The organism is Arthrobacter pascens, from assembly GCF_030816475.1.
Taxonomy (GTDB): domain Bacteria; phylum Actinomycetota; class Actinomycetes; order Actinomycetales; family Micrococcaceae; genus Arthrobacter; species Arthrobacter pascens_B.
On the sequence record NZ_JAUSXF010000001.1, the window covers coordinates 2,250,140 to 2,275,094 of the forward strand.

The 24,955-nt window shown below is 61.5% G+C and carries 24 protein-coding genes and 1 pseudogene; 13 read left to right on the plus strand and 12 right to left on the minus strand.

Going from position 1 to position 24,955, the window contains the following annotated elements; all coding sequences use genetic code 11:
• The first annotated feature begins 10 nt into the window (after positions 1–10).
• The 3 genes from QFZ40_RS10370 to QFZ40_RS10380 all read left to right on the plus strand — a co-directional run bounded on the left by QFZ40_RS10370 (position 11) and on the right by QFZ40_RS10380 (position 2,897).
• Complete coding sequence (locus QFZ40_RS10370; RefSeq protein WP_306904262.1) at positions 11–1,465, plus strand: NAD-dependent succinate-semialdehyde dehydrogenase; 1,455 nt, start codon at positions 11–13, stop codon at positions 1,463–1,465.
• A gap of 50 nt (positions 1,466–1,515) precedes the next feature.
• The gene (locus QFZ40_RS10375) at positions 1,516–2,142 is read left to right on the plus strand and encodes a GntR family transcriptional regulator (protein ID WP_306904263.1); all 627 of its coding nucleotides are present in this window, start codon (positions 1,516–1,518) and stop codon (positions 2,140–2,142) included.
• 89 nt (positions 2,143–2,231) lie between these two features.
• The gene (locus tag QFZ40_RS10380; protein ID WP_306904265.1) at positions 2,232–2,897 is read left to right on the plus strand and encodes a GntR family transcriptional regulator; all 666 of its coding nucleotides are present in this window, start codon (positions 2,232–2,234) and stop codon (positions 2,895–2,897) included.
• 222 nt (positions 2,898–3,119) lie between these two features.
• Here the strand turns inward: QFZ40_RS10380 and QFZ40_RS10385 are convergent.
• The 4 genes and pseudogenes from QFZ40_RS10385 to QFZ40_RS10400 all read right to left on the minus strand — a co-directional run.
• Positions 3,120–3,518: pseudogene (locus QFZ40_RS10385) on the minus strand (aldehyde dehydrogenase family protein); the annotation flags it as partial.
• A gap of 203 nt (positions 3,519–3,721) precedes the next feature.
• Positions 3,722–4,999, minus strand: a complete 1,278-nt coding sequence (locus QFZ40_RS10390) for an NAD(P)/FAD-dependent oxidoreductase (protein WP_306904267.1) — start codon at positions 4,997–4,999, stop codon at positions 3,722–3,724.
• Positions 5,000–5,026: 27 nt separating this feature from the next.
• Positions 5,027–5,698 carry a haloacid dehalogenase type II gene (locus tag QFZ40_RS10395; protein ID WP_306904269.1) on the minus strand — a complete coding sequence of 224 codons (672 nt, stop codon included), beginning with the start codon at positions 5,696–5,698 and terminating at the stop codon, positions 5,027–5,029.
• Positions 5,699–6,955: 1,257 nt separating this feature from the next.
• Complete coding sequence (locus QFZ40_RS10400) at positions 6,956–7,663, minus strand: GntR family transcriptional regulator (protein WP_306904270.1); 708 nt, start codon at positions 7,661–7,663, stop codon at positions 6,956–6,958.
• 141 nt (positions 7,664–7,804) lie between these two features.
• Between QFZ40_RS10400 and QFZ40_RS10405 the strand changes: the two genes are divergently transcribed.
• The 6 genes from QFZ40_RS10405 to QFZ40_RS10430 all read left to right on the plus strand — a co-directional run bounded on the left by QFZ40_RS10405 (position 7,805) and on the right by QFZ40_RS10430 (position 12,771).
• Positions 7,805–9,130, plus strand: coding sequence for an ABC transporter substrate-binding protein (locus QFZ40_RS10405; protein WP_306904272.1), 1,326 nt, complete (start codon positions 7,805–7,807; stop codon positions 9,128–9,130).
• 118 nt (positions 9,131–9,248) lie between these two features.
• The gene (locus tag QFZ40_RS10410) at positions 9,249–10,139 is read left to right on the plus strand and encodes a carbohydrate ABC transporter permease (RefSeq protein ID WP_306904274.1); all 891 of its coding nucleotides are present in this window, start codon (positions 9,249–9,251) and stop codon (positions 10,137–10,139) included.
• Positions 10,136–11,092 (plus strand): carbohydrate ABC transporter permease, encoded by a 957-nt coding sequence (locus tag QFZ40_RS10415; RefSeq protein WP_306904275.1) that lies wholly within the window; start codon positions 10,136–10,138, stop codon positions 11,090–11,092. The genes QFZ40_RS10410 and QFZ40_RS10415 overlap by 4 nt, the downstream gene beginning before the upstream one ends.
• A gap of 12 nt (positions 11,093–11,104) precedes the next feature.
• Positions 11,105–12,202: an enolase C-terminal domain-like protein gene (locus QFZ40_RS10420; RefSeq protein WP_306904276.1), complete on the plus strand. Its 1,098-nt coding sequence runs from the start codon at positions 11,105–11,107 to the stop codon at positions 12,200–12,202.
• A gap of 66 nt (positions 12,203–12,268) precedes the next feature.
• Complete coding sequence (locus QFZ40_RS10425; protein ID WP_306906893.1) at positions 12,269–12,490, plus strand: amidohydrolase family protein; 222 nt, start codon at positions 12,269–12,271, stop codon at positions 12,488–12,490.
• Between the two features lie 38 nt (positions 12,491–12,528).
• Positions 12,529–12,771: an L-rhamnose mutarotase gene (locus QFZ40_RS10430; protein ID WP_306904278.1), complete on the plus strand. Its 243-nt coding sequence runs from the start codon at positions 12,529–12,531 to the stop codon at positions 12,769–12,771.
• Positions 12,772–13,000: 229 nt separating this feature from the next.
• On the opposite strand, the gene QFZ40_RS10435 is transcribed toward QFZ40_RS10430, so the two are convergent.
• The 4 genes from QFZ40_RS10435 to QFZ40_RS10450 all read right to left on the minus strand — a co-directional run bounded on the left by QFZ40_RS10435 (position 13,001) and on the right by QFZ40_RS10450 (position 16,607).
• Positions 13,001–14,134: an IS110 family transposase gene (locus tag QFZ40_RS10435; RefSeq protein ID WP_306906894.1), complete on the minus strand. Its 1,134-nt coding sequence runs from the start codon at positions 14,132–14,134 to the stop codon at positions 13,001–13,003.
• Positions 14,062–14,238 (minus strand): hypothetical protein, encoded by a 177-nt coding sequence (locus tag QFZ40_RS10440; protein ID WP_306904279.1) that lies wholly within the window; start codon positions 14,236–14,238, stop codon positions 14,062–14,064. Before QFZ40_RS10440 ends, QFZ40_RS10435 begins: the two co-directional genes overlap by 73 nt.
• Before the next feature lie 400 nt (positions 14,239–14,638).
• On the minus strand, positions 14,639–15,958 hold the full coding sequence (locus QFZ40_RS10445; RefSeq protein WP_306904280.1) for a ParM/StbA family protein: 1,320 nt from the start codon (positions 15,956–15,958) through the stop codon (positions 14,639–14,641).
• Between the two features lie 82 nt (positions 15,959–16,040).
• Positions 16,041–16,607: a hypothetical protein gene (locus QFZ40_RS10450; RefSeq protein WP_306904281.1), complete on the minus strand. Its 567-nt coding sequence runs from the start codon at positions 16,605–16,607 to the stop codon at positions 16,041–16,043.
• A gap of 105 nt (positions 16,608–16,712) precedes the next feature.
• On the opposite strand from QFZ40_RS10450, the gene QFZ40_RS10455 reads away from it, so the two are divergent.
• From QFZ40_RS10455 to QFZ40_RS10470, 4 genes are all read left to right on the plus strand, one after another.
• A complete protein-coding gene (locus QFZ40_RS10455) occupies positions 16,713–17,138 on the plus strand; it encodes a hypothetical protein (protein ID WP_306904282.1) in 426 nt (141 codons plus the stop codon).
• A 403-nt stretch (positions 17,139–17,541) separates the two neighbouring features.
• A complete protein-coding gene (locus QFZ40_RS10460) occupies positions 17,542–18,609 on the plus strand; it encodes a phosphotransferase (protein ID WP_306904283.1) in 1,068 nt (355 codons plus the stop codon).
• 17 nt (positions 18,610–18,626) lie between these two features.
• The gene (locus QFZ40_RS10465; RefSeq protein ID WP_306904285.1) at positions 18,627–19,988 is read left to right on the plus strand and encodes an aspartate aminotransferase family protein; all 1,362 of its coding nucleotides are present in this window, start codon (positions 18,627–18,629) and stop codon (positions 19,986–19,988) included.
• 157 nt (positions 19,989–20,145) lie between these two features.
• The gene (locus QFZ40_RS10470; protein WP_306904286.1) at positions 20,146–20,532 is read left to right on the plus strand and encodes a VOC family protein; all 387 of its coding nucleotides are present in this window, start codon (positions 20,146–20,148) and stop codon (positions 20,530–20,532) included.
• A gap of 69 nt (positions 20,533–20,601) precedes the next feature.
• Here QFZ40_RS10470 and eda read toward each other — a convergent pair whose 3' ends face one another.
• Genes eda through manD form a run of 4 tightly spaced genes read right to left on the minus strand, consistent with a single transcriptional unit; the run spans position 20,602 to position 24,875 of the window.
• Positions 20,602–21,231: a bifunctional 4-hydroxy-2-oxoglutarate aldolase/2-dehydro-3-deoxy-phosphogluconate aldolase gene (gene eda / locus QFZ40_RS10475; protein WP_306904288.1), complete on the minus strand. Its 630-nt coding sequence runs from the start codon at positions 21,229–21,231 to the stop codon at positions 20,602–20,604.
• The gene (locus QFZ40_RS10480; protein WP_306906895.1) at positions 21,224–22,693 is read right to left on the minus strand and encodes a mannitol dehydrogenase family protein; all 1,470 of its coding nucleotides are present in this window, start codon (positions 22,691–22,693) and stop codon (positions 21,224–21,226) included. The genes eda and QFZ40_RS10480 overlap by 8 nt, the downstream gene beginning before the upstream one ends.
• A complete protein-coding gene (locus QFZ40_RS10485) occupies positions 22,681–23,616 on the minus strand; it encodes a PfkB family carbohydrate kinase (RefSeq protein WP_306906896.1) in 936 nt (311 codons plus the stop codon). The genes QFZ40_RS10480 and QFZ40_RS10485 overlap by 13 nt, the downstream gene beginning before the upstream one ends.
• Positions 23,617–23,663: 47 nt before the next feature.
• Positions 23,664–24,875 (minus strand): D-mannonate dehydratase ManD, encoded by a 1,212-nt coding sequence (manD, locus tag QFZ40_RS10490; RefSeq protein WP_306904290.1) that lies wholly within the window; start codon positions 24,873–24,875, stop codon positions 23,664–23,666.
• Between the last annotated feature and the right edge of the window lie 80 nt (positions 24,876–24,955).

A 24,955-nucleotide genomic window follows, 5' to 3' on the forward strand; every position in this document is an offset into this window, starting at 1 on the left:
AAAGCGTGACATGAGTCTTTCCTTTGATCCCACCACTCTTCATACTGACTTGTTCATCGACGGTGCCTGGCGGAAGGCCACTCGTGGTGCCACCTTCGCCGTCGAAAACCCGGCAACGAACGAAATCATTGCCCAGGTCGCCGACGGCGGACCCGAGGACGCGGCCCTGGCCATTGAGGCCGCGGGCCGGGCCCAGGCAGCGTGGGGCAAGTCCACGCCCCGGGAACGGGCCGACATCCTGCGCCGCGCCTTTGACCTGGTCATTGCCAACACCGACCGGCTGGCCGCGATCATGACCGCCGAAATGGGCAAGCCCCTTGCCGAGGCCAAGGGCGAGGTGGCCTACGGCGCCGACATGCTCCGCTGGTTCTCCGAAGAGGCAGTCCGCGTCGGCGGGGACAGCACCACCTCAGTCGATGGCAACACCCGGATCCTGATCAGCAAGGAACCGGTTGGCCCCTCCGTGCTGGTCACCCCGTGGAACTTCCCGCTGGCCATGGGCGCCCGGAAGATCGCCCCCGCCGTCGCCGCCGGCTGCACCATGGTCTTCAAACCCGCGGAGCTGACCCCGCTGACCTCCCTGGCCCTGGTGGACATTTTCCAGCAGGCCGGCCTGCCCGACGGTGTACTGAACGTCGTCACCACTGCCAGCGCCGCCCCGGTGGTGGAGAACTGGACCAGCAGCGGCATCGCCCGCAAGATCAGCTTCACCGGCTCCACCGGAGTCGGCAAGATCCTGCTGCGTCAGGCAGCGGAGAACGTCATGCGCTCCTCGATGGAACTGGGCGGGAACGCCCCGTTCATCGTCCTCGCTGACGCGGACATCGAAAAGGCTGTTGACGGGGCCATGAAGGCAAAGATGCGGAACATGGGCGAAGCCTGCACCGCGGCCAACCGCTTCTTCGTGCACCGTTCAGTGCTGGCCGAATTCTCCGAGAAGTTCTCCAAGAAGATGTCCGAACTGCGGGTCGGCGACGGCGCCCTGGACGGCACCGAGGTCGGGCCCCTGATCGAGCAGAAGGGCCTGGACAAGGTCCAAAGCCTCGTGGCAGACGCCGTGTCCAAGGGTGCCCGGGTCCTGACCGGCGGCACCCGCCCTGAGGGCCCCGGCTACTTCTACACCCCCACCGTCCTGACCGACGTTCCCCTGGACGCGGACCTGATGAGCACCGAGATCTTCGGACCGGTCGCTGCCATCACCCCCTTCGACAGCGAAGACGAAGTGCTCCGCGTAGCCAACGACACCGACTGGGGCCTTGTCGGCTACGTGTTCACTGAGAACACAGGCAAAGCCATGCGGTTCTCCGCCGAACTCGAAGTCGGAATGGTCGGCATCAACACCGGCCTCGTTTCCAACCCGATAGCACCCTTCGGCGGCATCAAACAGTCCGGCCTGGGACGCGAAGGCGGCAAGATCGGCATCGAAGAATTCCTCGAGTACAAATACACCGCAATAGCAATCTAAGAGCTCCGGTTGAGATGAGAGGATCACCAGCAGCCAAAGGCCTGTTCACCTTGGAAGGAAGGTCCACCGCGCAGCTGATCGCCGATCAGCTGCGCGAACAAATCATCCAAGGCATCTTCCGCCCCGGAGAACAGATCAACGAATCCATCCTCGCCGACCAACTGAACACCTCCAGGAGCCCGGTCCGGGAAGCCGTGCAGCGCCTGTGCCAGGAAGGCATCCTCATCAACCGGCGCAACCACGGCGTGTTCGTCCTCGAACTCTCGACCCAGGACAGCAAGGAAATCTACGCCGTGCGTGAGGCTATGGAAACAACCTCCGCAGATACTTTGCTCAACAGCAGCCCCAAACACATCAAAAACACCTGCCGGGCCCTGAAAACAATCCTCAGGAACATGCAAAGGCGGGTCGAGGCAACCAATTGGCAATCCATCGCACAACTGGACATGCAATTCCACACCACAATCGTCGCTGCCGCCGGCAACAGGAGAATGACCCGAATTTATGAAACCCTGGCCGCTGAATCAACAATGTGCATTCTCAACCTGAAATTCTCCTACCCACAAGCCCAAACGCTGATCCAGGAACACCAGCACATCCTCGACCTGCTCGAAAACGGCAATCGGGAAGAACTCCATAAAGCCCTCAAGCACCACATGCAAAAAGCCATTCCATGACCTCAGCACGACGACTAAGGAAATGAAGGCGCACGATGACACGTAGTGGTCTACTGCCCTACAGTTGACGATCCATGTAGCATGAAGGCATGGTTGAGCAGATTAAGATAGTCCATTCATCTACGGTGCAGCAGGTCGCGGATGGACTCGTAGCCATGATCCTGAGCGGTGGGCTTAAGCCAGGTGAACGGCTCAGGGAGAGTCTCCTCGCCGACAACCTAGGACTTTCTCGGAACACTATTCGTGAAGCGGTCCGCATAGTTCAAGCGGGCGGCCTCATTCGCCACCGCGCCAATCAGGGCGCCATCGTTTGGGATCCTACCGACGCCGAGATCATGGATGTCTACAACGCTCGTTATCATCTCGAAACCACGGCCGCACGCAGCATCTCCGAAAGCACGTCCATGGACGAGGTTCACGCCGCCATGGAGGAGTTCCGCGCGGTTTTGAAGAGCGGAGACCCGTTCAAGATTGTCGAGAAGGACCTTGCGGTTCACAGCGCAATTGTCGGACTGCTCGGAAGCCAGAAGTTGAGGACCTTCTATCAGCAATTGGTAACCGAACTGAGGTACTTCATGTTTGTGCTTTCGATTGAAAATCACGAATATGAGGATCCAGATACGCTCGAAGCAGAGCACCAGAATATAGTTGATGCGCTTGACTCGCGTGACCCCGTACTCGCGGAGAAGGTTATAGCAGATACCATCATCCAATATCGGGAATCGATCCGGGAGATTATCGCCCAACGGCATTAGGCAAGCTAAGCCGGTTGCAGGCCACCGGCTATCGAGCCTGAGCTTAGCGCGTGAGTCAGCGCCGGGGTGTCGACCAGCTGGCCGCGGCCTACGCTGATACGGACTCGCCAAGATTGATGATGGTGTTCTTCGCTTTCGGTCATTTCCCGGACCGCGTGCCGGACGCCTGGACTGGGTGAAGACCCCGGCCTGGAGGCCGTACTCAGTGTTGTTCGCCGCGAACACCGCGTCCCGGACCTCGATGAACGGCAGGATGCTGACCACCGGGCCGAAGACTTCCTCCGCGATCACCTTCGCGTCCGAGGGCACACCGGCCAGGACCGTCGGCTCGTAGTAGGCGTTGTGGCACTTGCCGCCGGTGTGGACAGTCGCGCCGGCCGCTTTGGCCTCTTAGACCCATTCCTCAACCCGGCGGGCCTCCGCCTCCGAAATCAGCGGCCCCACGTCGGTGCCGCGGTCAAGCTTGGGCCCGATCCGCAGCGCTTTCGTCCCGGCGCTCAGCTGCTCCGTCAGCAGCCGGCCTGCCCTTTCCAAGGCCTGCCGGCGCAAACGGAGCGGCCACTCTTCGCGGTGCAGGCGGCGGTGGATGTGGGCGATCGCCCGCCGGACATCCGCCGCCATCGAACTGCATACCGCCCCAGGAGGCCGCCTCAGGATCCCGTACTTCCAACGTCAGATCACGGCGCTGCCACTGCCCTTCAAAGTAGGCACCGCCGGCGAGGTCTGCGACGTCTGCCGCCCGTCTATCTTTCCGGTGGTTCCGGCTGTTTCGGGCGCGCATCAGCCGCGTTACTGGATAAAAGCACGGGATTTCCTTCGTGGGCCTAGCTGAAGCGGTCGATGATTTTTGCGGCCCCGCCGATGAAGGGCAGGAACCAGGGCGGCCCGAAGTGGCCCGGCACGGGCGGGTTCTTCAGGTCTTCCCAAACGTTGGCGCTCTTGTCGCCGGCCATGTAGTGCGCCATCCTCTTGCCCATGTGTGCGGCCATCTGGACCCCGTGGCCGCTGTAGGCCAAGGAGTAGTAGAGCCCGTCGTGGACACCGGCATGGACCATCTGGTCCATTGAGAGGTCCACCAGTCCGCCCCAGATATAGTCCACGTTGGCGTTGGATAGGTAGGGGAAGAGCTCGAGCATTGCCTTGCGCAGGATCTCGGCGCTCTTGACGTCCGAATCCGGGCTGGACAGCGCAAAACGGGCCCGGCCACCGAACAGCAGACGGTTGTCCGGCGTGATCCGGAAGTAGTAACAGAGCATCTTGCTGTCCGAGGCCATGCGCCGGTTCGGCAGGATGCGGTTGACCACGTCTTCGGGCAACGGCTCGGTGCAGATAATGAAGCTGCCCACCGGGATGACCCTGCGCTGCAGCCAGGGGGTGACGTTGCCGGTGTAGCCGCTGGTAGCAACCAGGACCTGCTTGGCCCTGGTGATGCCCCGGGTGGTGTGCACATCGTGCACCGTGCCCGAAACCTTCTTCAGCTCCGTGACACCGGCCTCCTCGCAGATATCCGCGCCGGCGGCAACAGCCGCCCCGCCCAACCCATGCACGAACTTGCCCACGTGCAGGCCCGCTCCCAGTGGGTCAAGCATGGCCCCCTGGTAGAAGTCCGTGCCGATTTCGCTGTGGATCTCGGATTTGGGGATAACGGTGACATGGTGGTCGGCCAGGGCGGCCATCTTCTCCTGCGACCTCAGGAAGCCCTCATAGTGGGACTTGTGGAACGCCAGCGAGAGCTTTCCGTCCCGCTTGTAGTCACACTCGATGCCATTGTCATGCACCAGCTTCTCGATGCTGTCGATGGCGTCGTTGTATTCCCGGAACATCTCCACGGCACGCTTGGCGCCATAACGCTTCACGGCCGTGCTGAAGCCGATGGCCAACCCGGTAGTCGCCATTCCCCCGTTCCGGCCCGATGCGCCCCACCCCACGGTGTGACGTTCGAAAACGGCAACGCTCGCGCCCTGCCGGGCAAATTCCAGGGCTGCGGAGAGTCCTGTAAATCCGGCGCCGATGATGGCGACGTCGACGTTCTCGGGAACCGGAGTGCGCCGGTAGTCTCCGGATGCTTCGGCAGTGTCCAGCCAATAGGGATTAAGTTTCACGGGTTGGCCTTTCGCCTCGACGTCGGTTTAGAGACCGAGGTGCTTGTTGATCTCGTCCAGGGACTTAACGGCGTTGTAGTCGTAGCCCCCGGTAATGGGGTCATAGCCACGGTCCAGCACCCAGAGGTTGCGGAAGCCCATGTCGTGCATCGGGTGCATGTCGTAGCGGGTGTGTGAGGCGATGTGCAGGAAGTCCTCCGGCTTGGCGTTCAGTGTGTCCAGCATGTACTCGAATGCCTGGTAGCGCGGCTTGTAGGCCTGGGCCTGCTCAGCGGTCAACACGGCGTGGAAGTCAGCGCCGAGCTTGGGAATGCTGATCTCCAGGAAGCTGTCGTCCGCGTTGGACAGAGCCACCAGTTTGTAGTTATCGCCCATGAGCTTGAGCGGAGCCGGAACGTCATCGTGGGCACCAAAGCCACGTACAGCGTCAGCGAACTCTGCGCCCGCACCGGGGGTCGGCCCAATGCCAAAAAACTTACATACACGGTCGAAGGAATTCTGAAGGATCTGCTCGTAGGGCTTGTAGTCGCCAAGAACCTCGTCGAACCGGTACCCGCGAAAAACCTTCTTGAACGCAGGCCACTGCTCTTCAGGCAGACGGCCCGCGAGCAGCCGGCGGGTAGTGGAATCAGTATTCCAGTTGATCAGGGTGCCGTAGATATCAAAAGAGATGTACTTCGGTCGGTTGGTCTCTGCCATGATTCGTCCGTTCATAGAAGTTTTGAGAGGCCCACATGTGGCCTTCTGCGTTGTAGGTGCCTGAGCTTCACGGGACTCTTTGGTGACTGAAGACCCGGCAGCCCAATACGTCGACTTTAGAACGCACACCCACAACTGTCAACAGTTGAACAGTTCAGCTGCAGCGCATTTAGAAGTGATGCAAAAATGGTCACATTTGCGATGCGGAAGCCGGGAGCCGTGCAGACAGTCGTTGCCAGTGGCGTCGAACTCGCTGAAATCATCCAGTTGCTGGCAACGAGATGACCAAATGTGGGCGTATCAATCGTGAGCGAGGACAACACCTCGGCCAGCGGCGCCAGGTCCGACGGCGGCAAGGTCGATCAACCGCCGCTGTGGCTGTTTTTGCCGGATCGCCTTGTCGAACAGTTGGCGTACGCCCCTCAACTGGACCTTGTCGGAGCACTTTGTGCTCCGACAAGGATGCTCCTATAGTCGTCAAATCTGTTCTTGCTGGCTATGCCAGGCGCACGAGAAACGCAACAACAACGTCCGAGCCGTTCGGCGGCCCTGACGGCTCCCACAAGACCTTGGCCCACGTCCAGACAGGCAAAACCCATCCGGGATCAGGGAAATGCGTCACGACAAAGCGGCGGTGGCTGGAGGACCGGGTTCACGGTTGGCGCCGCACGTAAACCCGAACATGAAGGGTGTTGGGGTAACGGGGCAGTACATTCGTTATTCAGGTCCTGCCTTCAGGGGAAGACCCCTAGAGGGCAAAAGTAGGCAACGTAAAGATCGCCCAGCAATCTCGCGGCCGCTACTGTCCCGCAACCATGTATTGCAAGTCATTCACAGATTTCGAGTGGACAAAGTCCTTTACGAGACACCTATGGCGTGGTTGAAACGGGCCAATACTTGTTCCTACTTGTCCAATTGGGACCATTGCAGGAGCAACAGACCGCTAACGCCGGATCCTGTTCCGTTGTTCGTGACGGGCCGTCTACCCTGGCAACCTTCCCATCGCCTCGAACTTTGCAGCCTGACAAGGCCAGCAGCTGCGTTAGCTCGTCCCTGGCGACGTCGGCCTTTTGGTTGACGCCCAAGGTCCGGTCTTGACTCATGGCAACCGTAACGAGCCTGATTAACGAGTCTCCATTGCTGTGCCTTGACTGATGACTACTCACGGCGTGGGCCAGCCTTCGCCATTTCGTGACTCCCTCACCGGGATCGTCTTTCAGCGGAACTTCGGCAATGATGCGGGTTAGTCCGTTCATTTCATGCGGATGCACTACGAAAACGGCCAAGGGCGGCATCCAGATGGGACTTCATGGCGTTTTCGGCTGCTTGGGGGTTGCCGTCCCGTAAAGCGGCAAACACCGCAAGGTGTTCGGAATGCGATTTCGCAGCTGCATCGCCACGCAGGAATAGACTCCTGTTAGGCATCATCCGGTCCTGCAACCATGCCGCCATTTGCTCCGTAATTTTATTCCCGCCCATCCGGGAAATTGTTCGATGGAATGTCTCGTCGGCCTCCAGGCATGCCTTCACATGGCCATCGGCCCAGTCGGCCGGGTCGCGGGCGACAATGACGTCGATCCTCTGAAGCAACCTGCCCAGCTCGTCCAGTTCATCGGGGGATGCCTTCTGTGCGGCCAGGCTCGCGAGCGTCGGTTCAAGTAGGTTGCGCCCGAAGTAGATGTCCTCGACCGTTTCCATGTCCAGTGCATTCGCCACGGCGAATCCGCGGTAGGGGAGCTTCGTCACCAGGCCTTCGGCCTCGAGCCGCCCGAGGGCCTGCCGTATGGGGGTGTTGGAAACGTTCAGTTGACGGGCCAACTGGTCCAGATTCAGCCAACTGCCGGGCTTGAAGCGTCCAGCCAGCAGGTGGTTGCGGACTGTTTTGTAGACGTCGTCGGTCAGCATCTGACGCTTGGGTGGGTTCCGTTGCGCCATCGGGCCTGGGCCTTCCGCCGGTGTGTTCATGTTTCTTCCTCTCTGCGGGTTGCGTCCCGGCGCATCGAACCTTGTGACGGTTGACACCTCAGGGTCCAGCATATAGCCTTCAGAAATCGTACATGATTTTCCCTGGGGAAGATCATGATTTCTTCCACAAAGGAGTGCTGGATGTTTGAAAACCAACCCACAACGGGCCGGGCGAGGAAGGGGGCCTCGATCGCCGCCTTGTTGGCCACGGCCGTGTTGGCGCTTTCCGCATGTTCGGGCGGGGGGGCGTCGCAGGCGGCGCCTTCCGACGATCCGAACGCGACGCTGCTGGTCTGGACCGACTCGACCCGCCAAGCCGGGTTTGAGGCCTTCCAGAAAGCAAATCCCAATGTGAAGATGAAGATCGAGACGGTTGATGGGTCTGCTCTGCTGACTAAGATCCAGCTTTTCAACCGCACCGGTTCCGGGTGGCCGGACGTCGTCTTTTCACAGAATCCTGATGATGCTACTTCCCTGTCGAGCAGCCAGTACAACTACATGGCGTCATTGGATTCCCTGGTGTCCCAGGATGTGCAAAAGGGCTTCGGCAACGCCAACCAGGGATGCACGCAAGGCGGGAAACTTATGTGTTTGAAGAACGACCTTGCTCAGGACGTTCTTTGGTACAACAAACCGCTCATGGAAAAGTTCGGCTACAAGCTGCCCACAACATGGGACGAGTACCAGGCGCTGGGCAAGAAGGTCGCTGCCGAACACCCGGGCTACATCATCGGCGCCGCAGGCGACACCAATGTTTACTATGACTACTTTTGGTCCAGCGGCTGCCCGCTGCAGACCGTCGTCAGCGACACCGAAGTCAAGATCAATACCAAGGATCCCAAGTGCACCCGTGTAGCGGACATGCTTGATCCGCTGCTGGCCAATGGGTCCGTGGCGAAGGCAAGCCCGTTCGATCCGTCCGTCGCGGCCCTGGGCAAGGACCAGAAGGTCTTGATGATGCCGGGAGCTTCGTGGTTCGGGGACTTCGTCTTCAAGCCAGCGGCGTCCTTCGGCAGTCCTGAGGGTGTGATTGCGGCGGCACCGATTCCGGCCTGGTCCGGGGAGCCTACGAACTACTCCGGCGCTCAGGGCGGCGGTATCTACATGGTCTCCTCACACTCCAAGAACACGGCCGGAGCCGTGAAAATCGCACTATGGATGGCTACCAGTAATGATTACCAGACGACCGCTCCGACCTACCCGGCCTACGGACCCGCTGCCACAGCATGGGCGGCCCGTCTCGCGTCCGACAAGTTCTACGCCGAGAACCCGTTCCCTGTCTTGCAGGCTGCAGCCGGCAAGATCAACCCTGCCGAGAGTCCAACCCGGTACGGGATGGCGCCTGCGCTCAGCGCTACGGTCACGGCTGCGATCAAGTCCGGCAAGACCATAGCCTCCTCGCTGGAGGATCTGCAGACACAGCTGGCAGGTGTCGCGCAGACCACCGGCTATGCGGTCACCCAGTAGATCCCCAACCTAAAAGCAAAGGTTGAAGGGTGCGGCTGGCCCGGCCGCACCCTGCAAACCCCAACACCCTGCTACACCTGATGCCTTGACAGCCAGCAGTGCAGCGAAAGGAATATCGATGTCCCAAACTCGGAGGACGACGACTCGCTCGTCCGCCATAGCCTGGGCGTTCACCGCACCCTATGCGCTGCTGTTGCTGGCCGTCGGTGTGGTGCCCGCTCTTTACGCAATCTACGGCTCCTTCAACTCGTTGAAGAACCCCACGTCTCTAAGCTTCGACAATTATGCGGCGGTAGTGCACGACTTCCGGTTCCTGCCGGCCATCGGGAATGTCGCGTTGTTCACTGTGATCTGGATCCCGGTCATGGTGTTCGGAACGATCCTGCTCGCACTGCTCCTGCATGAGAAAGTCGGCCGGTTCAGTAGCGCCATGCGATTGGTCTTTTTCCTTCCGGGAGCTGTAACCGGCTCCGCTGCCGTGCTCCTCTGGTACTTCATGCTCGATCCGCAGGTCAGCCCGTTCGCGCCCTCACTTCACGCACTGGGCCTGCACACCAGCAACGACGTGTTCACCAGCAGCAATCTGGCGCCCATCTTCGCCCTGGTCGCCTTCATCACCGGTGTGGGGCAATGGATCGTCATCATGTTCGGCGCGTTACAGGGTATCCCCCAAGAACTCCTGGAGTCGGCAAGAATCGACGGGGCCGGGCCTTTCCGGACCGCGTTGCTGATCAAGCTCCCGTTGATCCGGAAGTACGTGGTGTACATGCTGATCCTGGCGTTCGCTGCAGCGCTTCAGATCTTCGCCGAGCCTTCATTGTTCTACTCGATCACCAAAAGCGGGTCCTCCTGGTGGTCGCTGAACCAGCTTGGATACACCTTCGCTTTCGCCCAAGGCGACTTCGGCCAGGCCGCGACGGTTTCGGTGGTCCTCATGGTCGTCTCCGCGGCGGCCGCACTATTCCTGGTCTTCAAAACAGACTTCTTCAAAAACGAGGAGGAATCATGACAGTCGGCACCTTGCCAAAGCCAGCCGAGAAGGCTCGGCCACAGCCATCGCAGGCACGGGGACCCAAACGCCGGACAGTGAATCTCAAACGGGCTCCCCTGACCGCACTGAGGCTACTCATCCTGTTCGGATTCAGTATCTTCTGCGTGGTCCCGCTGGTCTGGCTGCTCCTGGCGCCTACGAAAACAGACGCCGGAATCCTGGGCGACTTCCCGCTCTCTTTCGGCTCCTTCGACCAACTCGCCGCAGCGTGGCAGCACCTCTTCGCTTACAGCGGCGGGATCATGATCACCTGGATGCTGAACTCGATCTACTACTCGGTCGCGTCCTTGGCAATCACGGTAGTCACCGCCCTTCTCGCTGCCTACGCCCTGGCCACGATGAGTTTTCCCGGCCGGAAAACAATCCTGACCCTGACGCTCTTGACAATGGTGCTGCCCGCGGCCGCGGTGGTCCTACCTTTGTTCCTGGAAATCAACGCCGTTCATCTGACCAACACCGCGGCATCGGTCATACTCCCGGCAGCATTCTTCCCCTTCGGCGTATATCTGGCCTTCGTGTACTTCTCCACGTCCCTTCCCAAGGAACTACTCGAGGCTGCCCGGCTGGACGGTTGCACTGAGTTCAGGCTCTTCACCTCCGTGGTGCTGCCGCTGGCAAAACCCATCATCGGCCTGCTTGCGTTCTTCAGCTTCGTGGCCAACTGGAACAACTACTTCCTGCCCTTCGTCATGCTCTCCGATCAAGATACATACAACCTGCCGGTGGGCCTCGGAGCCCTTATCTCCGGAGCGCCGGCCCTGCATCCGGAAGGGGGCGGCAGCTTCCTGCCGATCACCCGGCCCGAGGTCGCACTCGCTGGTCTCATCGTTGTCGTTCCTATCGCGTGCCTGTTCCTGGTCTTCCAGCGCTTCCTGATCCACGGCATCCTCTCGGGCTCAGTCAAAAGCTGACCAACTACGAAAATGGAGTTCTCCTTGGAAATCACCGCCGTACACGTGGTCCGTGTCGACGTCCCTGCCCATACCCCTGCATTCAACTGGCGGACCGGTCTGCCCGGTTCGGAGCCGGCAATGACCGGCGCCTGGCTTGTCATCGAAACCGACGACGGCATCACCGGCCTGTCGTTCTGCAACCGTGGTGCCATCCTCGAGGACCTGGTTGACCGGCGGCTACGCGCAGAGCTAGTTGGCAAGGATGCGCTGGCCAGGGAGTTCTTGTGGCACCGGGTCTGGGAACTCAACCGGATTGAGCGGTTTCCTGCCTGGTTGCTTGGCGTCGTGGACGTCGCCCTGTGGGACCTGGCGGGAAAGCAAACCGGGCTTCCGATCTACAAGCTATTGGGCGGGTTCCGGGAGTCGATTCCGGCATACGCGAGCACCGTCACGTACGGGAGTATCGAGGAGTACCTCGATGTCGCCGACCAGTGCCTGGAGCTTGGCTACTCGGCGATCAAGCTCCATGCCTGGGGCGATGCTCGCGCCGATGCGCGCCTCTCCACCGCCCTGCGCGAGCACGTCGGCGATGATGTGCCGCTGATGTACGACGGTTCTGCCGGTTTCGACCTGCTTGACGCGACATACCTGGGTCATGCCCTCTCTGACAGCGGCTACCTCTGGTACGAGGAACCAATGCCCGAGTTCAACATCACCGCCTACAAACGACTCGCCGAACGCGTCAGTGTCCCCTTGATCGTGGCAGAAATAGCGGAAGGATCCCACATGAACACCGCCGATTTCATCGCCAGCGGCTGCGCCGCAGCGGTCCGGACCAGCACCGGACTCCGTGGCGGATTCACGGGCGCAATGCGCACCGCGCATCTGGCCGACTCCTTCCTGCTCCGTGCCGAGGTCCACGGTGGCGGCCTGACTGCAGAGCACCTCTGCATGGCTATTTCCAACACCACCTACTACGAATCCCTCGTCACTTCCAACCCCGTCCGACGCGAAGCCGCCGTCGACGCTCAAGGAAACGTGAAAGCTCCCACTGCACCCGGAGTGGGCTGGGAAACCCAGTGGACAGAAACCGGGACCCCACAGCAGCTGCTCAAACTGGCTATCTGAACCCTCTCGGTGCTTCGATTCGGTCGAATGTGATCCATCTATTTGGTGTTGAGGTTTGTATGACGGCTGCGGCCCTACGTCCAACACGCCCTTGAGACCTTCGGTCCCGATCGGCTGATGTACGGCGGGGACTGGCCCGTGACCCTCCTGAACGGCGGCTACACCCACGTATGGCTGGCGGTCACATCCCTGATAGCCGATCTTGAACCGTCGGAGCGCGCATCCATTCTTGGCGGCACCGCAGTGGAGTTCTACGGCCTGGCTTTTAAAGGGCCTCCTGCAGGCTAGAGCACGAAACCGAACATCGTTCCACGAGAAGACGAGAAATGAAAAGACACGGTTCGGTTATCCGGCGTCGCCCCGAGCATGAGGAGGAATATCTCCGCCTTCACCGTGCTGTCTGGCCAGCGGTGCTGGAACAGATCACCCGGAGCGGGATAGGCAACTACTTAACCGCGACAAAGCGACGCCAGACCGCCAACCGCTGGACCAGGAGCACGCGGTTCCCAGGTCCGCGGCAGCATCGCACACCGTACAGCTGGAGCTGCACCACGGGTTTCCTTTTGTAGGGGAAATCGGGCGGAGCCAGCACCTCCTGTTTAACTCAAAGGGCCGTGGAAATACGGGCTATGGCTCGTATGGTCTTGGCTGTGGCGGGTGCGTTAACGTTCAGCCACTTAGCGATTCCAATCCAGAGTTCCTGTGTCCCCATGAGGCGAATCTACCCGCATTCACCACCTGCCAGAAGGAACCCGGGGTGTCCTTAAGCGAGCCGGTTCTATGAGGTCCTGAAGCAAATTACCTTTGATGATCCAATCGGGATTCCAGCTGTTGCTCGCTTAGCCATTGGCGGTAGCTCGTGGCGAGGGCGTCGTTTCGGAGGAGGCCCCGTTCCAGGAGGGAAATCTTGGAGGGCCATTGGCCAAGTTCGCGGGCTGCGGTCGTGATGGTGCAACCGAGCGTGGTGCGCATTTGGCGCAGATCGGTGTTGTTTGGAGCTGCTTGGGGGTTGGTTATCTGGCGGTAGATTTCCCGGGCAGCGTAGCGCTTGAGGCAGCGCATGATTTCCCGCTTGCTCTTGCCCGCGGCGGTGCGTTTGGCCACGTAGTCCTTGGTCCGTTGGCAGGATGCCATGCGGACCAGGACGACCTGATACAGGGCATGGTTGGCGTTTCGGTCGCCGCCTCTGCTGAGCCGGTGCCGGGTTGTTTTGCCCGAGGATGCCGGTATAGGGGCGACTCCCACGAGGGCAGCGAACTGGGCTTCGTTTTCTACGCGGTCGGGGTTGTCAGCGACGGTGACGAGGAGTTGGCTGGCTACTTCGGTTCCGACGCCTGGAAGGTCGCAGAGCATCGGTGCGTAGGTGTCGAGGATTTCCTGAAGTGCGGCGTCAGCAGCGGCGATTTCTGCCGCGAGGGACATGCAGCGGGTGGCCAGGGCTTTCAACGTCAGCAGGCACACGTACTCGGGGTCAGCCATATGGCCCGAGGGCCGGGTGCGCTGCAGGGCCATGATCATCGCCGAGGTTCCAGGCCCTCTGTATTTTGCCCGGAGTTTGTCCGGAGCAGAAACGAGAAGGCCCTTGATCTGATTGATGGCAGCGGTGCGGGCTTTCAGTGCCGAGGTACGCCCGGCCCGCAGGATCCGCAGGCATTCAACGGGGCCATCCTTGGCTTTAGGGATCGATTTGGTGCGGCCGTCGAGTACGGATTGGGCGGCCTGGTAGGCGTCCAATGGGTCGGATTTGCCCTTCAGCCGGCGCGCGGCCCGGTTCGGCCGGTTAACCTCCAAAACGGATAGGCCTTCGCTGCGTAGGATCCTGGCGATTTCGGCTCCGTAGGAGCCTGTGCCTTCAACCCCTACGGCGGTGACTGTGCCGTGGCTGGTATGAAGTTCACGATCTTCCGGTATCCCGATCCCACGGCCAGGAATTCCTTGTCCGCGAGGGGTTTGCCGTGTTCATTGATAACGGCCACGTGGTGAGTGTCGGCGTGTGTGTCAATGCCGGCGATGATTTTGGTTGTTTCGGTTGCCAAGATGAAAGTTGCCCCCAGTCGAGTTCAATGGCTGATGAATCGGGGCGGGCCAGGTGGGCAGACAAAACGGTAATGGGATTAGTCGAATCAGGCTCCTATGAAGTCATGTCCGCCTGGCACATCACCCCCTTTGATTGACCTTGAGCCGGCGGACAGATCGTCGGAAAGGCAGTGCCGCCAGGCACGTCAGTTTTTTGCTGAGTCACGCCGGCTCAAGACCTTTTCCAGTATTACCGTTTTTTGTTCTTGGAACGCCGACGATGATCACTTCATAGGTCCACTACGTGGTTTCAGTGGGAACGGCAGCGCGCGATGCCGAGCACGCCGGGGACGGCGATGGGGTCCGGTTGATCACCGGACCCCATCATCAAAGCTTGTTACCATTCACTGCCCGTGCTACCTACACGGCAGCCTCGACGAGCTTCTTGTTGGCCGAACGGGCGCTGCGCTTACCATTGGCGGCCGGTGCTGCGCCGGCTCGTTCTTCCACGGCCTGGGCGGCAATGTAGAGACCCTCACGGTTGAGGTTTCGTGAGTAGGAGGAGTCCAGGTAAAGAGTCGGGAACGAGTCCACCGAGTTCATCTCGGTGGCCTTGGCAAGAAGCGCGGGATACAAATGTGGCTTCACCGGACCTGCCCCGCCGCCGAAGACATACGCGACCTCTGTGGTCGCACCAACGATGGCCAGAACGCGGCCGAAGCGCTCGGTAACTTCCTTGGCAAAGAACCGCATCTCTTCATCAACAAACTGAGCGACCTTGTCATAGAAGTTACGCTTCAACGGCGACGCTCCGGCCTGCAAATACTCGGCCAACTGCTTGCGGGAAGTGAAGCCATGCGAGAAGCCCTGGTCCTCCATCGCCTTCAGCGCGTCATTAAGAACCGAACCGTAACCTCGGTTATGCGTAGTCGAGGCGTCGGCGTTGAACTCTCCGGCGGTGAAGACAGGAAAATTGACTGTTCCTTCACCGACATCGATGCCGATAGTGTGCTCGGCGGCGAGCACGTCAGCAGAAGTGATGCCCACCAATGACAGGCCCCTGCGACGGACATCGGCAAGCATAGCGTCCATCAACGGCTCACCCTTGGCAGTGATGGCATACTGAGCAGACGCACCCTCGGGAATCACCTGTACATCGACGAATTCAAGCTTGACGGTGACCGGAGTCTCGAAGTTATGAACAGTAACTGTATGCGTACCGTTCGTGAACTCAGCTGCATAGCTAGTGCGGTGCGAGATGTACTCGTTGATCGGCAGCGCAAGTGCTACCCGGGCCTCCACATACAGGGTTTCGATAGCCGGCGGCAATCCACCGTGCTCACGCACGTAGTCACGCAGGGCCTTGGCGGCGAAAGCACCCATGACCAGGACCTTGCTCAGCTCCTGCTGGGCCTTGCTGCGACGGCCAACCACGTCGAACTCATCAAAGGCACCTTGGGCGCTCAGGGCACGCAGGCCGAAGAGCCTGCGGTGATAATTGCTAACCAGAGGGGAAACGAAGCTGACGTCCAGCTCATTGTAGAAGTTGCCTTCCAGCTTCGCGGCGGCTTCATCGTCAGGGGTCGGCAAAGCGTTCGGGCGCGTGATCGTTGACACGCCGCTTGGCAAGTCGATCTCGTCCACGTTGGTGGTACCTGATGCACCGGCGCCGCGGATGAGGCCCTTCACATAGCCGTTGCCAACGTCGATGCCACCGGTGAGATTGATCGAAATGGTCATGAATGTGATCCCTTCGTGGAGAGTGTTTGATGTGGTTACTGGGTTGCCATACAAAAGAAAGTGCTGGGAGTTGTTACGGGAGTTAGCGCAGCATCGAGAAAATGTCGTTAACTTCAACCTGTCCGACAGAAGGCTGCTCCGGTTCAGGAATGGTCAAGGAGGAAGTCTGGACGTCGTCCTGTTTTGGTGCAGACTTCGGAACCAGTGCCGGGACTGCCAGTGCGATGTCCAGGATCTCGGGTTCGGTGTTTGTCTGCTGGCTGGGATCCGGATCCGCGGACGGAGCAGGTGCCGCCTTCTGCTGAACCAACGCAGCCGGCGCGCCAGCCATTTCTGCATTCCGCTCTGTCCGTGTTGATCCCTCTTCAGGACCAACAAGACGTTCCCGGGTGGGAAGTTGGGAAACTGGTCGGTTGATGACATCAACGTAGCCAAGGCGCTCGATGCTCTCACGGATCAGCATCCGAATAGATAGTGATGGGTTATCCTGCAAATCCATCCACGCCAACACAGCCTCATCGGCTGCGGGGACGCTCAAGCGGAATCGCTGCGGCGGCGGTTTCACAGTTGTGACTGCAGAAGTTCTTGACGTCTTCTTAACAGCCGCCCTCGCCTTTGGTGCTGCCGCCTTGCTCTGAAGATTGGCCATAGACCCTCCCCTCTCTTTCTCCGATTAACAAAAGTTCACGATAAGACTCAGACTCTCGCCTGGCTCTTCGCCCACGCATGACCCGTCTCGCGGTCAATTCTGGTCATGAACAACCCAACCTTAGCCCGCAATTTATGGTGCAACTTACCGCTGCTACAACTGATCCTTATGCCTCGCGCAGTGGTTTCTTTTTTGTTGGGATCTGCGACTGGAACTAATGTTGTCCGCATGAGTGCAGAACGAAAAGCCAGCCGCCACGCCCAAGAATTTCGGTGGCACCAGATTAACCTCCAGTTACCGGAGACCGAAGCTGCTATTCGTGACCTCAGGGCCCTCAAGGAGGCGGTTGACCAGCTCCTCATCGAAGCTGTCATCCGAGCCCACGACGAAGGAATGAGCCCGGCAAGCCTTGCTGATTCACTTGGATTCACTAAGCACGTCGCGGCGGAGCGACCCTCCCCCGAAATCCTGAACCTTCCAGTAGCACGGCCTTCCGGCCGCCGCGGCATTCATTTTGAGCCAATGGCCTAATTGAGGCACAGGCCCCGCCGGGGTCATGAACTGCTCCTGCGCTTCTTTCGCGAGACGGCCCGCCTCCGCAGCCACAGCATCTCGACGTGCGAGGCCTGCCGCTTGTGGAAGCAGTTGCTCGCAGCCGACATGGATGTAGCTGCAGCCAGGCTGGCATCTGCCCTGGTTTCCGCTTCGCGCATGGGCGCTCAGCATCATTGAGGCGAAGCTCATTTAGCAGCTACTCCAATGAATTCCCCTATGTTCGCGTGGCCCACACGCCGCCGCATGAGGTAATCCGTAAATCCTTGCGATCCAAAGCCATTGCATGCCATACTCTGTGATGTAGAACTGTTGAACAGGAGAACAGATCAACATCTGTATCCCCTTATCAACTTCCCACTTAACGGCAGGAGCCCAGGCCATGGATGTCAGTACCGACTCCGAATTTATTGACGCCGTCGCGTCGGAGAGCGGGCTCCTGGGAGAGCAGACTCACCTGGCTGATTCGACTGTGTCTGAGCTCCTTGAAGGGTCTTACGGCCTGACCGGGGCGCTGGTCCGGATTCCCACCGAGAAGGATGACACTTTCCGGCTCCGAGACGGGGATGAAACCTACCTGGTGAAGGTCTCACCCTCGGATGAGGACCCGGTGATCGTGCACTTTCAGACAGCATGCATGGAGCATTTGGAGCTGACTGCCCCTGAACTTCCGGTCCAGCGTCTGGTCAGGAGCCTTGGCGGGGATCCCCAAGTGCTCATCCCCTCCCCTGCCGGGCCCTTTGACCGGGTACTTCGGGTGATGCGGTTCATGCCTGGAGATTTGCTGGCCAACCACGAGGCCTCAGCCGGGCAGCTTAAGCTGGTGGGCTCAAGCCTTGCCCGCCTGGGCCTGGCCTTGCAGGACTTCGATCATCCCCGTGCGGACCGGTTGCTCCTGTGGGACTTGAAGCACTTTCACCGGATGCGGCCACTGCTTGACTACGTCCAGGAGCAGCCAAAACGCTCCCTGGCCGAGAACATTTTCGACCGGTTCGACGAGAAAGTGGTTCCGTTCCAGGAGACCCTGACCTCCCAGGTGGTCCACGGGGATTTCAGCCCCTTCAATATCCTCATCGACCCGGACAGCCCGGACTACGTGAGCGGGATTATCGACTTCGGCGACGTCGTGCGGACACCGGTGATCTTTGACCTCAGCGTCACCATGGCCAACCTCCTGGGAGCTGACCCCGCCAGCCCCTGGAAACACGCACTGCATGTCATGGAAGGCTACCTTCGCATCCGTCCGCTGCCCGCGCATGAGCTGGAGGCCCTGATCGTCTCGGCCCAGGCCCGCCTGCTTCTGCGGGCCCTGATCACGCAGTGGCGGGCAAGCCAATTACCGCAACGCCGCGACTACCTGCTCTCCCACTCCAAACCGGACTGGGACCGGCTCGCCGCCACAGCAGCAGCCCCCGCACCACAACTGCCTCTCACTCTGAACCAGCACTAGCCTTCTAGGAGAAAATCATGACTACTACTTCCCAGACCGTCCGCAAGCCGTCGCGGGCCATGATCAATGGCTTTGATCCCAACCGTCTCGGTGAGCTTCCGGAGCAGATGCAGAAGAACATCCGGCGCCGGGACCAGAGCCTGGGACCCGGTTACCGGCTCTTCTACGACACACCCATCGAAATCGTTCGCGGCAAGGGCGTGACGCTCTTTGACCGGGAGGGAAATGACTACCTGGACGTGTACAACAACGTCCCCTCGGTCGGTCACGCGCACCCGAAAGTCATCGCCGCTGTCCACGAACAGATGCAGGTCCTGAACACCAACACCCGCTACGTCCAGGAATCCATCCTCGATTACTCCGAGCAGCTGCTCTCCACGTTCCCGGCCGAGCTTGGCCACGTCATGTTCACCTGCACCGGCTCCGAAGCCAACGACCTCGCCATGCGCGTGGCAAAGTACGCCACCGGAAACCAGGGCATCATCGTCACCTCCGGCGCCTACCACGGCCTGACAACCGAGGTAGCGTCCTTCTCCCCGTCCCTGGGCATCGGTGTGCCGCTGGGCGCGAACGTGCGCGTCATCGACGCCCCGGACGCCCTGCGGTACTCCTCCGACCAGGAATCCCTGGAGGATCACCTGCGCAACCAGGTCCGCGCCGCCATCGCGGACCTGCACCGGCACGGAATCGGGCTGGCGGCCTTCATCGCCGACAGCATCTTCTCCTCCGACGGTGTCTTCGCCGGCCCCGCAGGCTTCCTGCGCCCGATCATCGAAGAAGTACACGCCGCCGGCGGCCTGTACATCGCCGATGAAGTCCAGCCCGGCTTCGGCCGCACCGGCGCCCAGTGGTGGGGCTTCCAGCGCCACGGGATCGTCCCGGACATCGTGACCATCGGCAAACCCATGGGCAACGGGATCCCCGTCGCGGCAGCCATCTTCAAACCCGAACTACTCATCGAGTTCGGCAAGAACATCCGCTACTTCAACACCTTCGGCGGAAACTCAGTAGCCATTGCCGCCGCCCAGGCAGTCCTGGACGTGATCCGCGAGGAATCACTGATAGACAACGCGCACAAAGTCGGCGAAAAGATCATCAACGGGCTCAAAGACCTCAGCCAGGGCCTGGACCAGGTCGCAGAAGTACGCGGAAGCGGCCTCTTCATCGGCGTCGACCTCGTCACCGATCGATCCACTCTCACACCCGACGGGGAAGCCGCCGCTGCCATCGTGAACAAACTACGCGAAGAACGGATCCTCATCTCAGCCTGCGGCGCGCAGGGCAACGTCCTGAAAGTCCGCCCCCCGCTGCCCTTCTCCAGCAACGACGCCGACCGCCTGCTCGAAGGAATGGCCCGCGCCTTCAAAACACTGCGCTAAGGCCAAATCGAGAACCCCAGCCCCACCGCCTCGCAGAGCGCGGCAGTTAACAGCTCCACAAGAAGCCCGACGGCGGGTGGTCACCTCGCGGGGTGGCCACCCGCCGTCGTCGTGCGTTAAACAAGCTTGCCGAACGTCTTGAGCAGTACGGTTAATCATGACAGTCGCTTTCAACCACACCATCGTTTATGCAACGGACAAGCGCCGCTCGGCGGAGTTCCTGGCCACCGTGCTCGGACTGCCAAAACCGCAAGTCATGTGGTCTTTCATGACCGTGACCTTTGAGCACGGAGTGGCCCTCGATTTCGCCACGGCAGAGCCGCCGATCTCCCCGCAGCACTATGCCTTCCTGGTCAGCGAGGAGGACTTCGACGGGATCTTTGCAAGGATCCAGGCCCGGGGCATCCCTTATTGGGCGGACCCGGGACGGTCCCGCCCGCAGCAGATCAACTACAACGACGGCGGACGTGGCGTCTACTTCGCGGATCCTGACGGGCATTTCCTCGAGGCGATCACGCGTCCGTACGGATCTGGTCCTGCCTGAAGTCCCGACGCTCGCCTGTCGCTCCCGTTACCGAGCCCCGCGAAATGGTGACCTACTTCCAGCAGCGAATCACTCGAGGCGGAGGGCTGCGGCGCCTTGCGCGAGTTTTACGATGTGCTGCCAGTCGTGGCTTTCAATCGCGGAGCGGGGCGTGAGCCAGCTCCCCCCGACGCAGGCAACATTCGGCAATGCCAGGTAATCGGGCGCGGATGACAGGCTGATGCCGCCCGTGGGGCAGAACTGCACGGCCGGAATGGGCGCGCCGATGGCGGCGAGGTACTCCGGCCCTCCGGCGGGTCCGGCGGGGAAAAACTTCATTGCGGTCAGGCCGTGCTCCAGGACGGCCATCACCTCTCCCACGCTGGCCACACCCGGCAGTACAGGGATGTCCAGCTGCAGCATGTGCTGCAGCAGGGAGGGCGTCACACCGGGACTGACCAGGAACTGGGCACCTGCGGAGACGGCGTCCTCGGCCTGCGCCGGAGTGAGGATGGTGCCGGCGCCCAGCAGGATGTCCGGCACTTCATTGGCGATGCGCTTCAGTGATTCAAGCGCGCTGTCCGTGCGCAATGTCAGTTCGATGATGCCCACGCCGCCCTCAACCAGTGCCCTCGCGACCTGAACGGCGTGCTGCGGATCGGCGATGGTGACCACGGGGATGACAGGGGAAATGTGCAGGACCTTGCTTGCGTCAGCCATGGGTAATCTCTTTTCTCAGGCCGTCCAGCCCGTCGGTGTCGATGATGCGGTACCAGTGGCGCAGGAGGTCCGCGAACGTGGTGTTGGCCGCGAGTTCGGCGTCGAAGATGCTGCGCACGCCCAGGAGCGCCGGCACCACTGTGGCCGCTGACCGCTCGGCTGGCAGGGCTTTCTGCAGCTGGTCCGCGAGAGGATCGTTCAGGTCGACGGCAGCAGTGCTGGCCACGTGGTGCATCCACGCGGCCACGGCGAGGGCAGCCCAGCGCGGCTCACGGCCGGCGTCGAGGGTGGCACGGGCGGTGGTCAGCAGCCGAAGCCCGATTTTCTGGGACCCGTCGCTGCCCACCTTCGCGGTGGTGTGGCCCAGCGCCGGGTTCGCGAAGCGTTCGAGGACCTGGGCGCAGTACGTTTTCCCGTCCAGGCCCTGCGGGAGCCTCATGGTGGGCAGCGCGTCCTCGGCCATCATCCGCTGGCAGGCAAAGCGGAAGGCGTCCTCCCCGACGGCGTCGCTGATGGTGGCCTTGCCGCTGGCCAGGCCAAGGTATGCCAGCATCGAGTGGCTGGCGTTGAGCAGGCGCAGCTTGGCGGCCTCCCACGCGGCCACATCGCTGCTGAACAGCGCCCCGGCTTTCTCCCAGGCGGGCCGGTCCCCCGCGAAGTTGTCCTCGATGACCCACTGCATGAAGGGTTCGGCCACCACCGCGGCCTCGTCCCGGAGTCCCAGTTCACGTTCGACGGCGTCAAGGTCACCGGCCGTCGTGGCCGGCACCATCCGGTCCACCATAGTGCTGGGGAACGTGACGTTGTCCTCCAGCCAGCCAAGCAACGGCCTTGATTCGTCCTCCGGCAAGGCCGCCGCGAAGGCCCTGACCAGGGTGCCGGTCAGTTCACCGTTTCCCGGCAGGTTGTCGCAGGAGACCACGGTCAGCGGTCCGGCGCCGGTGAGGGCCCGCCTTTGAATGCCGCGTGCGACCTGTCCGATGGCGGTCAGCGGCGGGTTCCCGGCAAGGTCGCCCCTGACTTGCTCATCCGCGAGGTTCAGGGACCCGGTGTGCGGATCGATGCGGTATCCCTTTTCGGTGACGGTCAACGTCACCACCTGCGTGCTGTCCGCGGCGATCCGATCAACCACTGTCTCCGGATGGTCCCTGCCGGAGACAGCTTCCACGATGCTGGACACCAGGCGGAGCGGAGCGGCTCCGCTTCCCCGCTCCGCAACGGTGAACAGCCCGTCCTGCGGGACCAGCTGGCGCGCGACGGTGTCTGAACGCTGCGTGACTCCGGTGATCCCCCAATCAGAATCGCCGGTGGCGAGCATGGCATCCTCGGTGAACACGGCGGTGTGGGCACGGGCAAACGCGCCCAGGCCAAGGTGGACGATGCCGGGCCGGAGGGTCCGGCCCGCGAGGGGTGCGCGGTGGTTCCCGTTCGCGGCGAGCGAGGCTGCGCTTAGGCGTGTGATGGCGCTGCTCCTTCCGGTGCCGGGCTGGTGGAAGCGTGGGCGCGCGTCTGCTCCAAGGTAGGGATGAACCCGGTGCCGCCCTTGCCGCCCACCACCAGCGAGGCGGCGGCCGCACCATAGCGGGCAGCTCCCGGAAGGCTGTCGCCAAGGACAAGGCGGGCAGTCAGGGTGCCAACGAAGGCATCGCCTGCGCCGGTCTGGTCCACCACCGCAGGGGCCGGGATCGAGTCGATCCAGGTTTTGTCCAGGCCGTCGTCGTCCAATTGAATTCCGTTGGCACCGCAGGTAACGGCAACGTTCCGCGCACCCAGGCTGCGTAGTTTCGCTGCCGCCTCAACCGGAGTGGAACAGCCCAACAGTGCTGACGTCTCGCCGGGGAAGGAGGGGGTGACCAGGAAGGCGCGGGTTGCCACCTGAAGCAGTGCCGCCGTCGCCTCCTCCACGGAGGTGAGCCGGGGGCGGAAGTTGGGATCGAACACCAACCGTTTGGCCACAGCGGCGGCCTTCATGACTGCTGCCCGGGACGATTCCGAGACGGCGCAGGCGATGCCTCCTGCCACCACGGCTCCCGCGGCGGCGAAAACTGCCGGCTCGACGTCGTCGGGTCCCAAGGTGGAGCCGACACTGCCGGTGCGGGCATACGAAAACTCACGCTGCCCGTCAGGATCGCAGTGCACCAGGTAAACGCCCTGCTGGCCACTGCGAACCTTCAGCAGGTCCGGGGAAATGCCGAGCTCAACGATCCGGGCGGCGATCGCCCTGCCCAGGTCGTCGTCGGTCAGCACGGACAGGAGCCCCACGCGGGCGCCCGCGGCAGCGGCTGCCGCGGCGACGTTGAGGGCGTCGCCTGAAATGCCGAGCTGCGCCCGGACGCCGTGGCCGAACGCCACGTCGGTGGCCACCTCAACGAGTATCTCCCCCATCACGACGACGTCGAACGGCTCTTGCTTGGAGTGCTGCGTTGGGAGGCTCACCAGTCATGCACCGATCCGTCGAGCCGCCGGTTGACGGGAAGGTATTTCGGGTCGAAGGGGTAGCGGGCGGCAGCTTCCTCGTTGAACTCCACACCAATCCCGGGGGCGTCCCCGGGGTGCATGTAGCCGTCGTTGAAGGTGTAGGACGTTGTGAAGACTTCGTTGGCCGGCTCCCGGTGCCCCATGTATTCCTGGATGCCGAAGTTCGAGATACTCATATCCACGTGCAGGGCCGCCGCGAACGACGCCGGGGACAGATCGCCTGCACCGTGGGAGCCCGAACGCACACCGTACAGGTCCGCGAGGGAGAAGATCCTGCGCAGGTGCGTGATGCCGCCCGCATGAGAAACAGAGGTGCGGATGTAGTCGATCAGGCGTTCGGTAATAAGCTGCTGGCAGTCCCAGATGGAGTTGAACACCTCCCCCACCGCAATGGGTGTGGTGGTGTGCTGGCGGATCAGTCTGAATGCCGACTGGTCTTCCGCCGGCGTGGGATCCTCAATCCAGAAGGGCCGGTACTGCTCGAGTGAGGCGCCGAGTCGCCCGGCCTCAATGGGCGTCAGCCGGTGGTGCACGTCGTGCAGGACATGCACGCCGTAGCCGAACTGTTCACGCATATGGGCCATCATCTTCGGCGCGAAGTCCAGGTACGCCGTCGTCTCCCAGGTGTCCTCCTGCGGGACGTTGCCGCTGGCTGGCTCGTAGAGCTTGCCGTCCACGGGCGCGATTCCGTAGGTCTTTTCCAGGCCCGGCACGGCGGCCTGGGCGCGGATCGCCTTGTAGCCGAGGTCCAAGTGATGCTGGAAGTCGGCACTGAGATCCTCCAGGGTGGAGCCGCTTGCGTGGCCATAGACCATCACGCCCTCCCGGGCGGCGCCGCCGAGGAGTTCGTACACAGGCATGCCAGCGGCCTTGCCTTTGATGTCCCACAGGGCGACGTCGATGGCGGCAATCGCGGTCATCGTCACCGGCCCGCGGCGCCAGTAGGCACCCTTGTAGAAGTACTGCCACGCGTCCTCGATGCGGCGTGCGTCGCGGCCGATCAGCAGCGGGCAGAGGTGCTCGGACAGGTAGGACGCCACGGACAGCTCGCGCCCGTTCAGGGTGGCGTCGCCGATGCCGATGATGCCGTCCTCGGTTTCAATAACGAGCGTGACGTAGTTCCGTCCGGGCGACGAAACCACTACCCGTGCGTCGGTGATCTTCACTGGTTGGTCCTTCGTAAGTATGGGGATCTGCAAGTAGGTCGCAGCAGGTGTCGTATGAGCCCCCCATAACGACACTTACT

Coding starts and splice junctions, on each gene's coding strand:
- QFZ40_RS10450 (WP_306904281.1), bottom strand. CDS start 16,607: ATGGCCAATCTTCAGAGCAAGGCGGCAGCACCAAAGGCGAGGGCGGCT.
- QFZ40_RS10405 (WP_306904272.1), top strand. CDS start 7,805: ATGTTTGAAAACCAACCCACAACGGGCCGGGCGAGGAAGGGGGCCTCG.
- QFZ40_RS10380 (WP_306904265.1), top strand. CDS start 2,232: ATGGTTGAGCAGATTAAGATAGTCCATTCATCTACGGTGCAGCAGGTC.
- QFZ40_RS10445 (WP_306904280.1), bottom strand. CDS start 15,958: ATGACCATTTCGATCAATCTCACCGGTGGCATCGACGTTGGCAACGGC.
- QFZ40_RS10400 (WP_306904270.1), bottom strand. CDS start 7,663: ATGAACACACCGGCGGAAGGCCCAGGCCCGATGGCGCAACGGAACCCA.
- QFZ40_RS10460 (WP_306904283.1), top strand. CDS start 17,542: ATGGATGTCAGTACCGACTCCGAATTTATTGACGCCGTCGCGTCGGAG.
- QFZ40_RS10415 (WP_306904275.1), top strand. CDS start 10,136: ATGACAGTCGGCACCTTGCCAAAGCCAGCCGAGAAGGCTCGGCCACAG.
- QFZ40_RS10410 (WP_306904274.1), top strand. CDS start 9,249: ATGTCCCAAACTCGGAGGACGACGACTCGCTCGTCCGCCATAGCCTGG.
- QFZ40_RS10470 (WP_306904286.1), top strand. CDS start 20,146: ATGACAGTCGCTTTCAACCACACCATCGTTTATGCAACGGACAAGCGC.
- eda (WP_306904288.1), bottom strand. CDS start 21,231: ATGGCTGACGCAAGCAAGGTCCTGCACATTTCCCCTGTCATCCCCGTG.
- QFZ40_RS10370 (WP_306904262.1), top strand. CDS start 11: ATGAGTCTTTCCTTTGATCCCACCACTCTTCATACTGACTTGTTCATC.
- QFZ40_RS10455 (WP_306904282.1), top strand. CDS start 16,713: ATGAACAACCCAACCTTAGCCCGCAATTTATGGTGCAACTTACCGCTG.
- QFZ40_RS10395 (WP_306904269.1), bottom strand. CDS start 5,698: ATGGCAGAGACCAACCGACCGAAGTACATCTCTTTTGATATCTACGGC.
- QFZ40_RS10485 (WP_306906896.1), bottom strand. CDS start 23,616: ATGGGGGAGATACTCGTTGAGGTGGCCACCGACGTGGCGTTCGGCCAC.
- QFZ40_RS10465 (WP_306904285.1), top strand. CDS start 18,627: ATGACTACTACTTCCCAGACCGTCCGCAAGCCGTCGCGGGCCATGATC.
- QFZ40_RS10420 (WP_306904276.1), top strand. CDS start 11,105: ATGGAGTTCTCCTTGGAAATCACCGCCGTACACGTGGTCCGTGTCGAC.
- QFZ40_RS10430 (WP_306904278.1), top strand. CDS start 12,529: ATGAAAAGACACGGTTCGGTTATCCGGCGTCGCCCCGAGCATGAGGAG.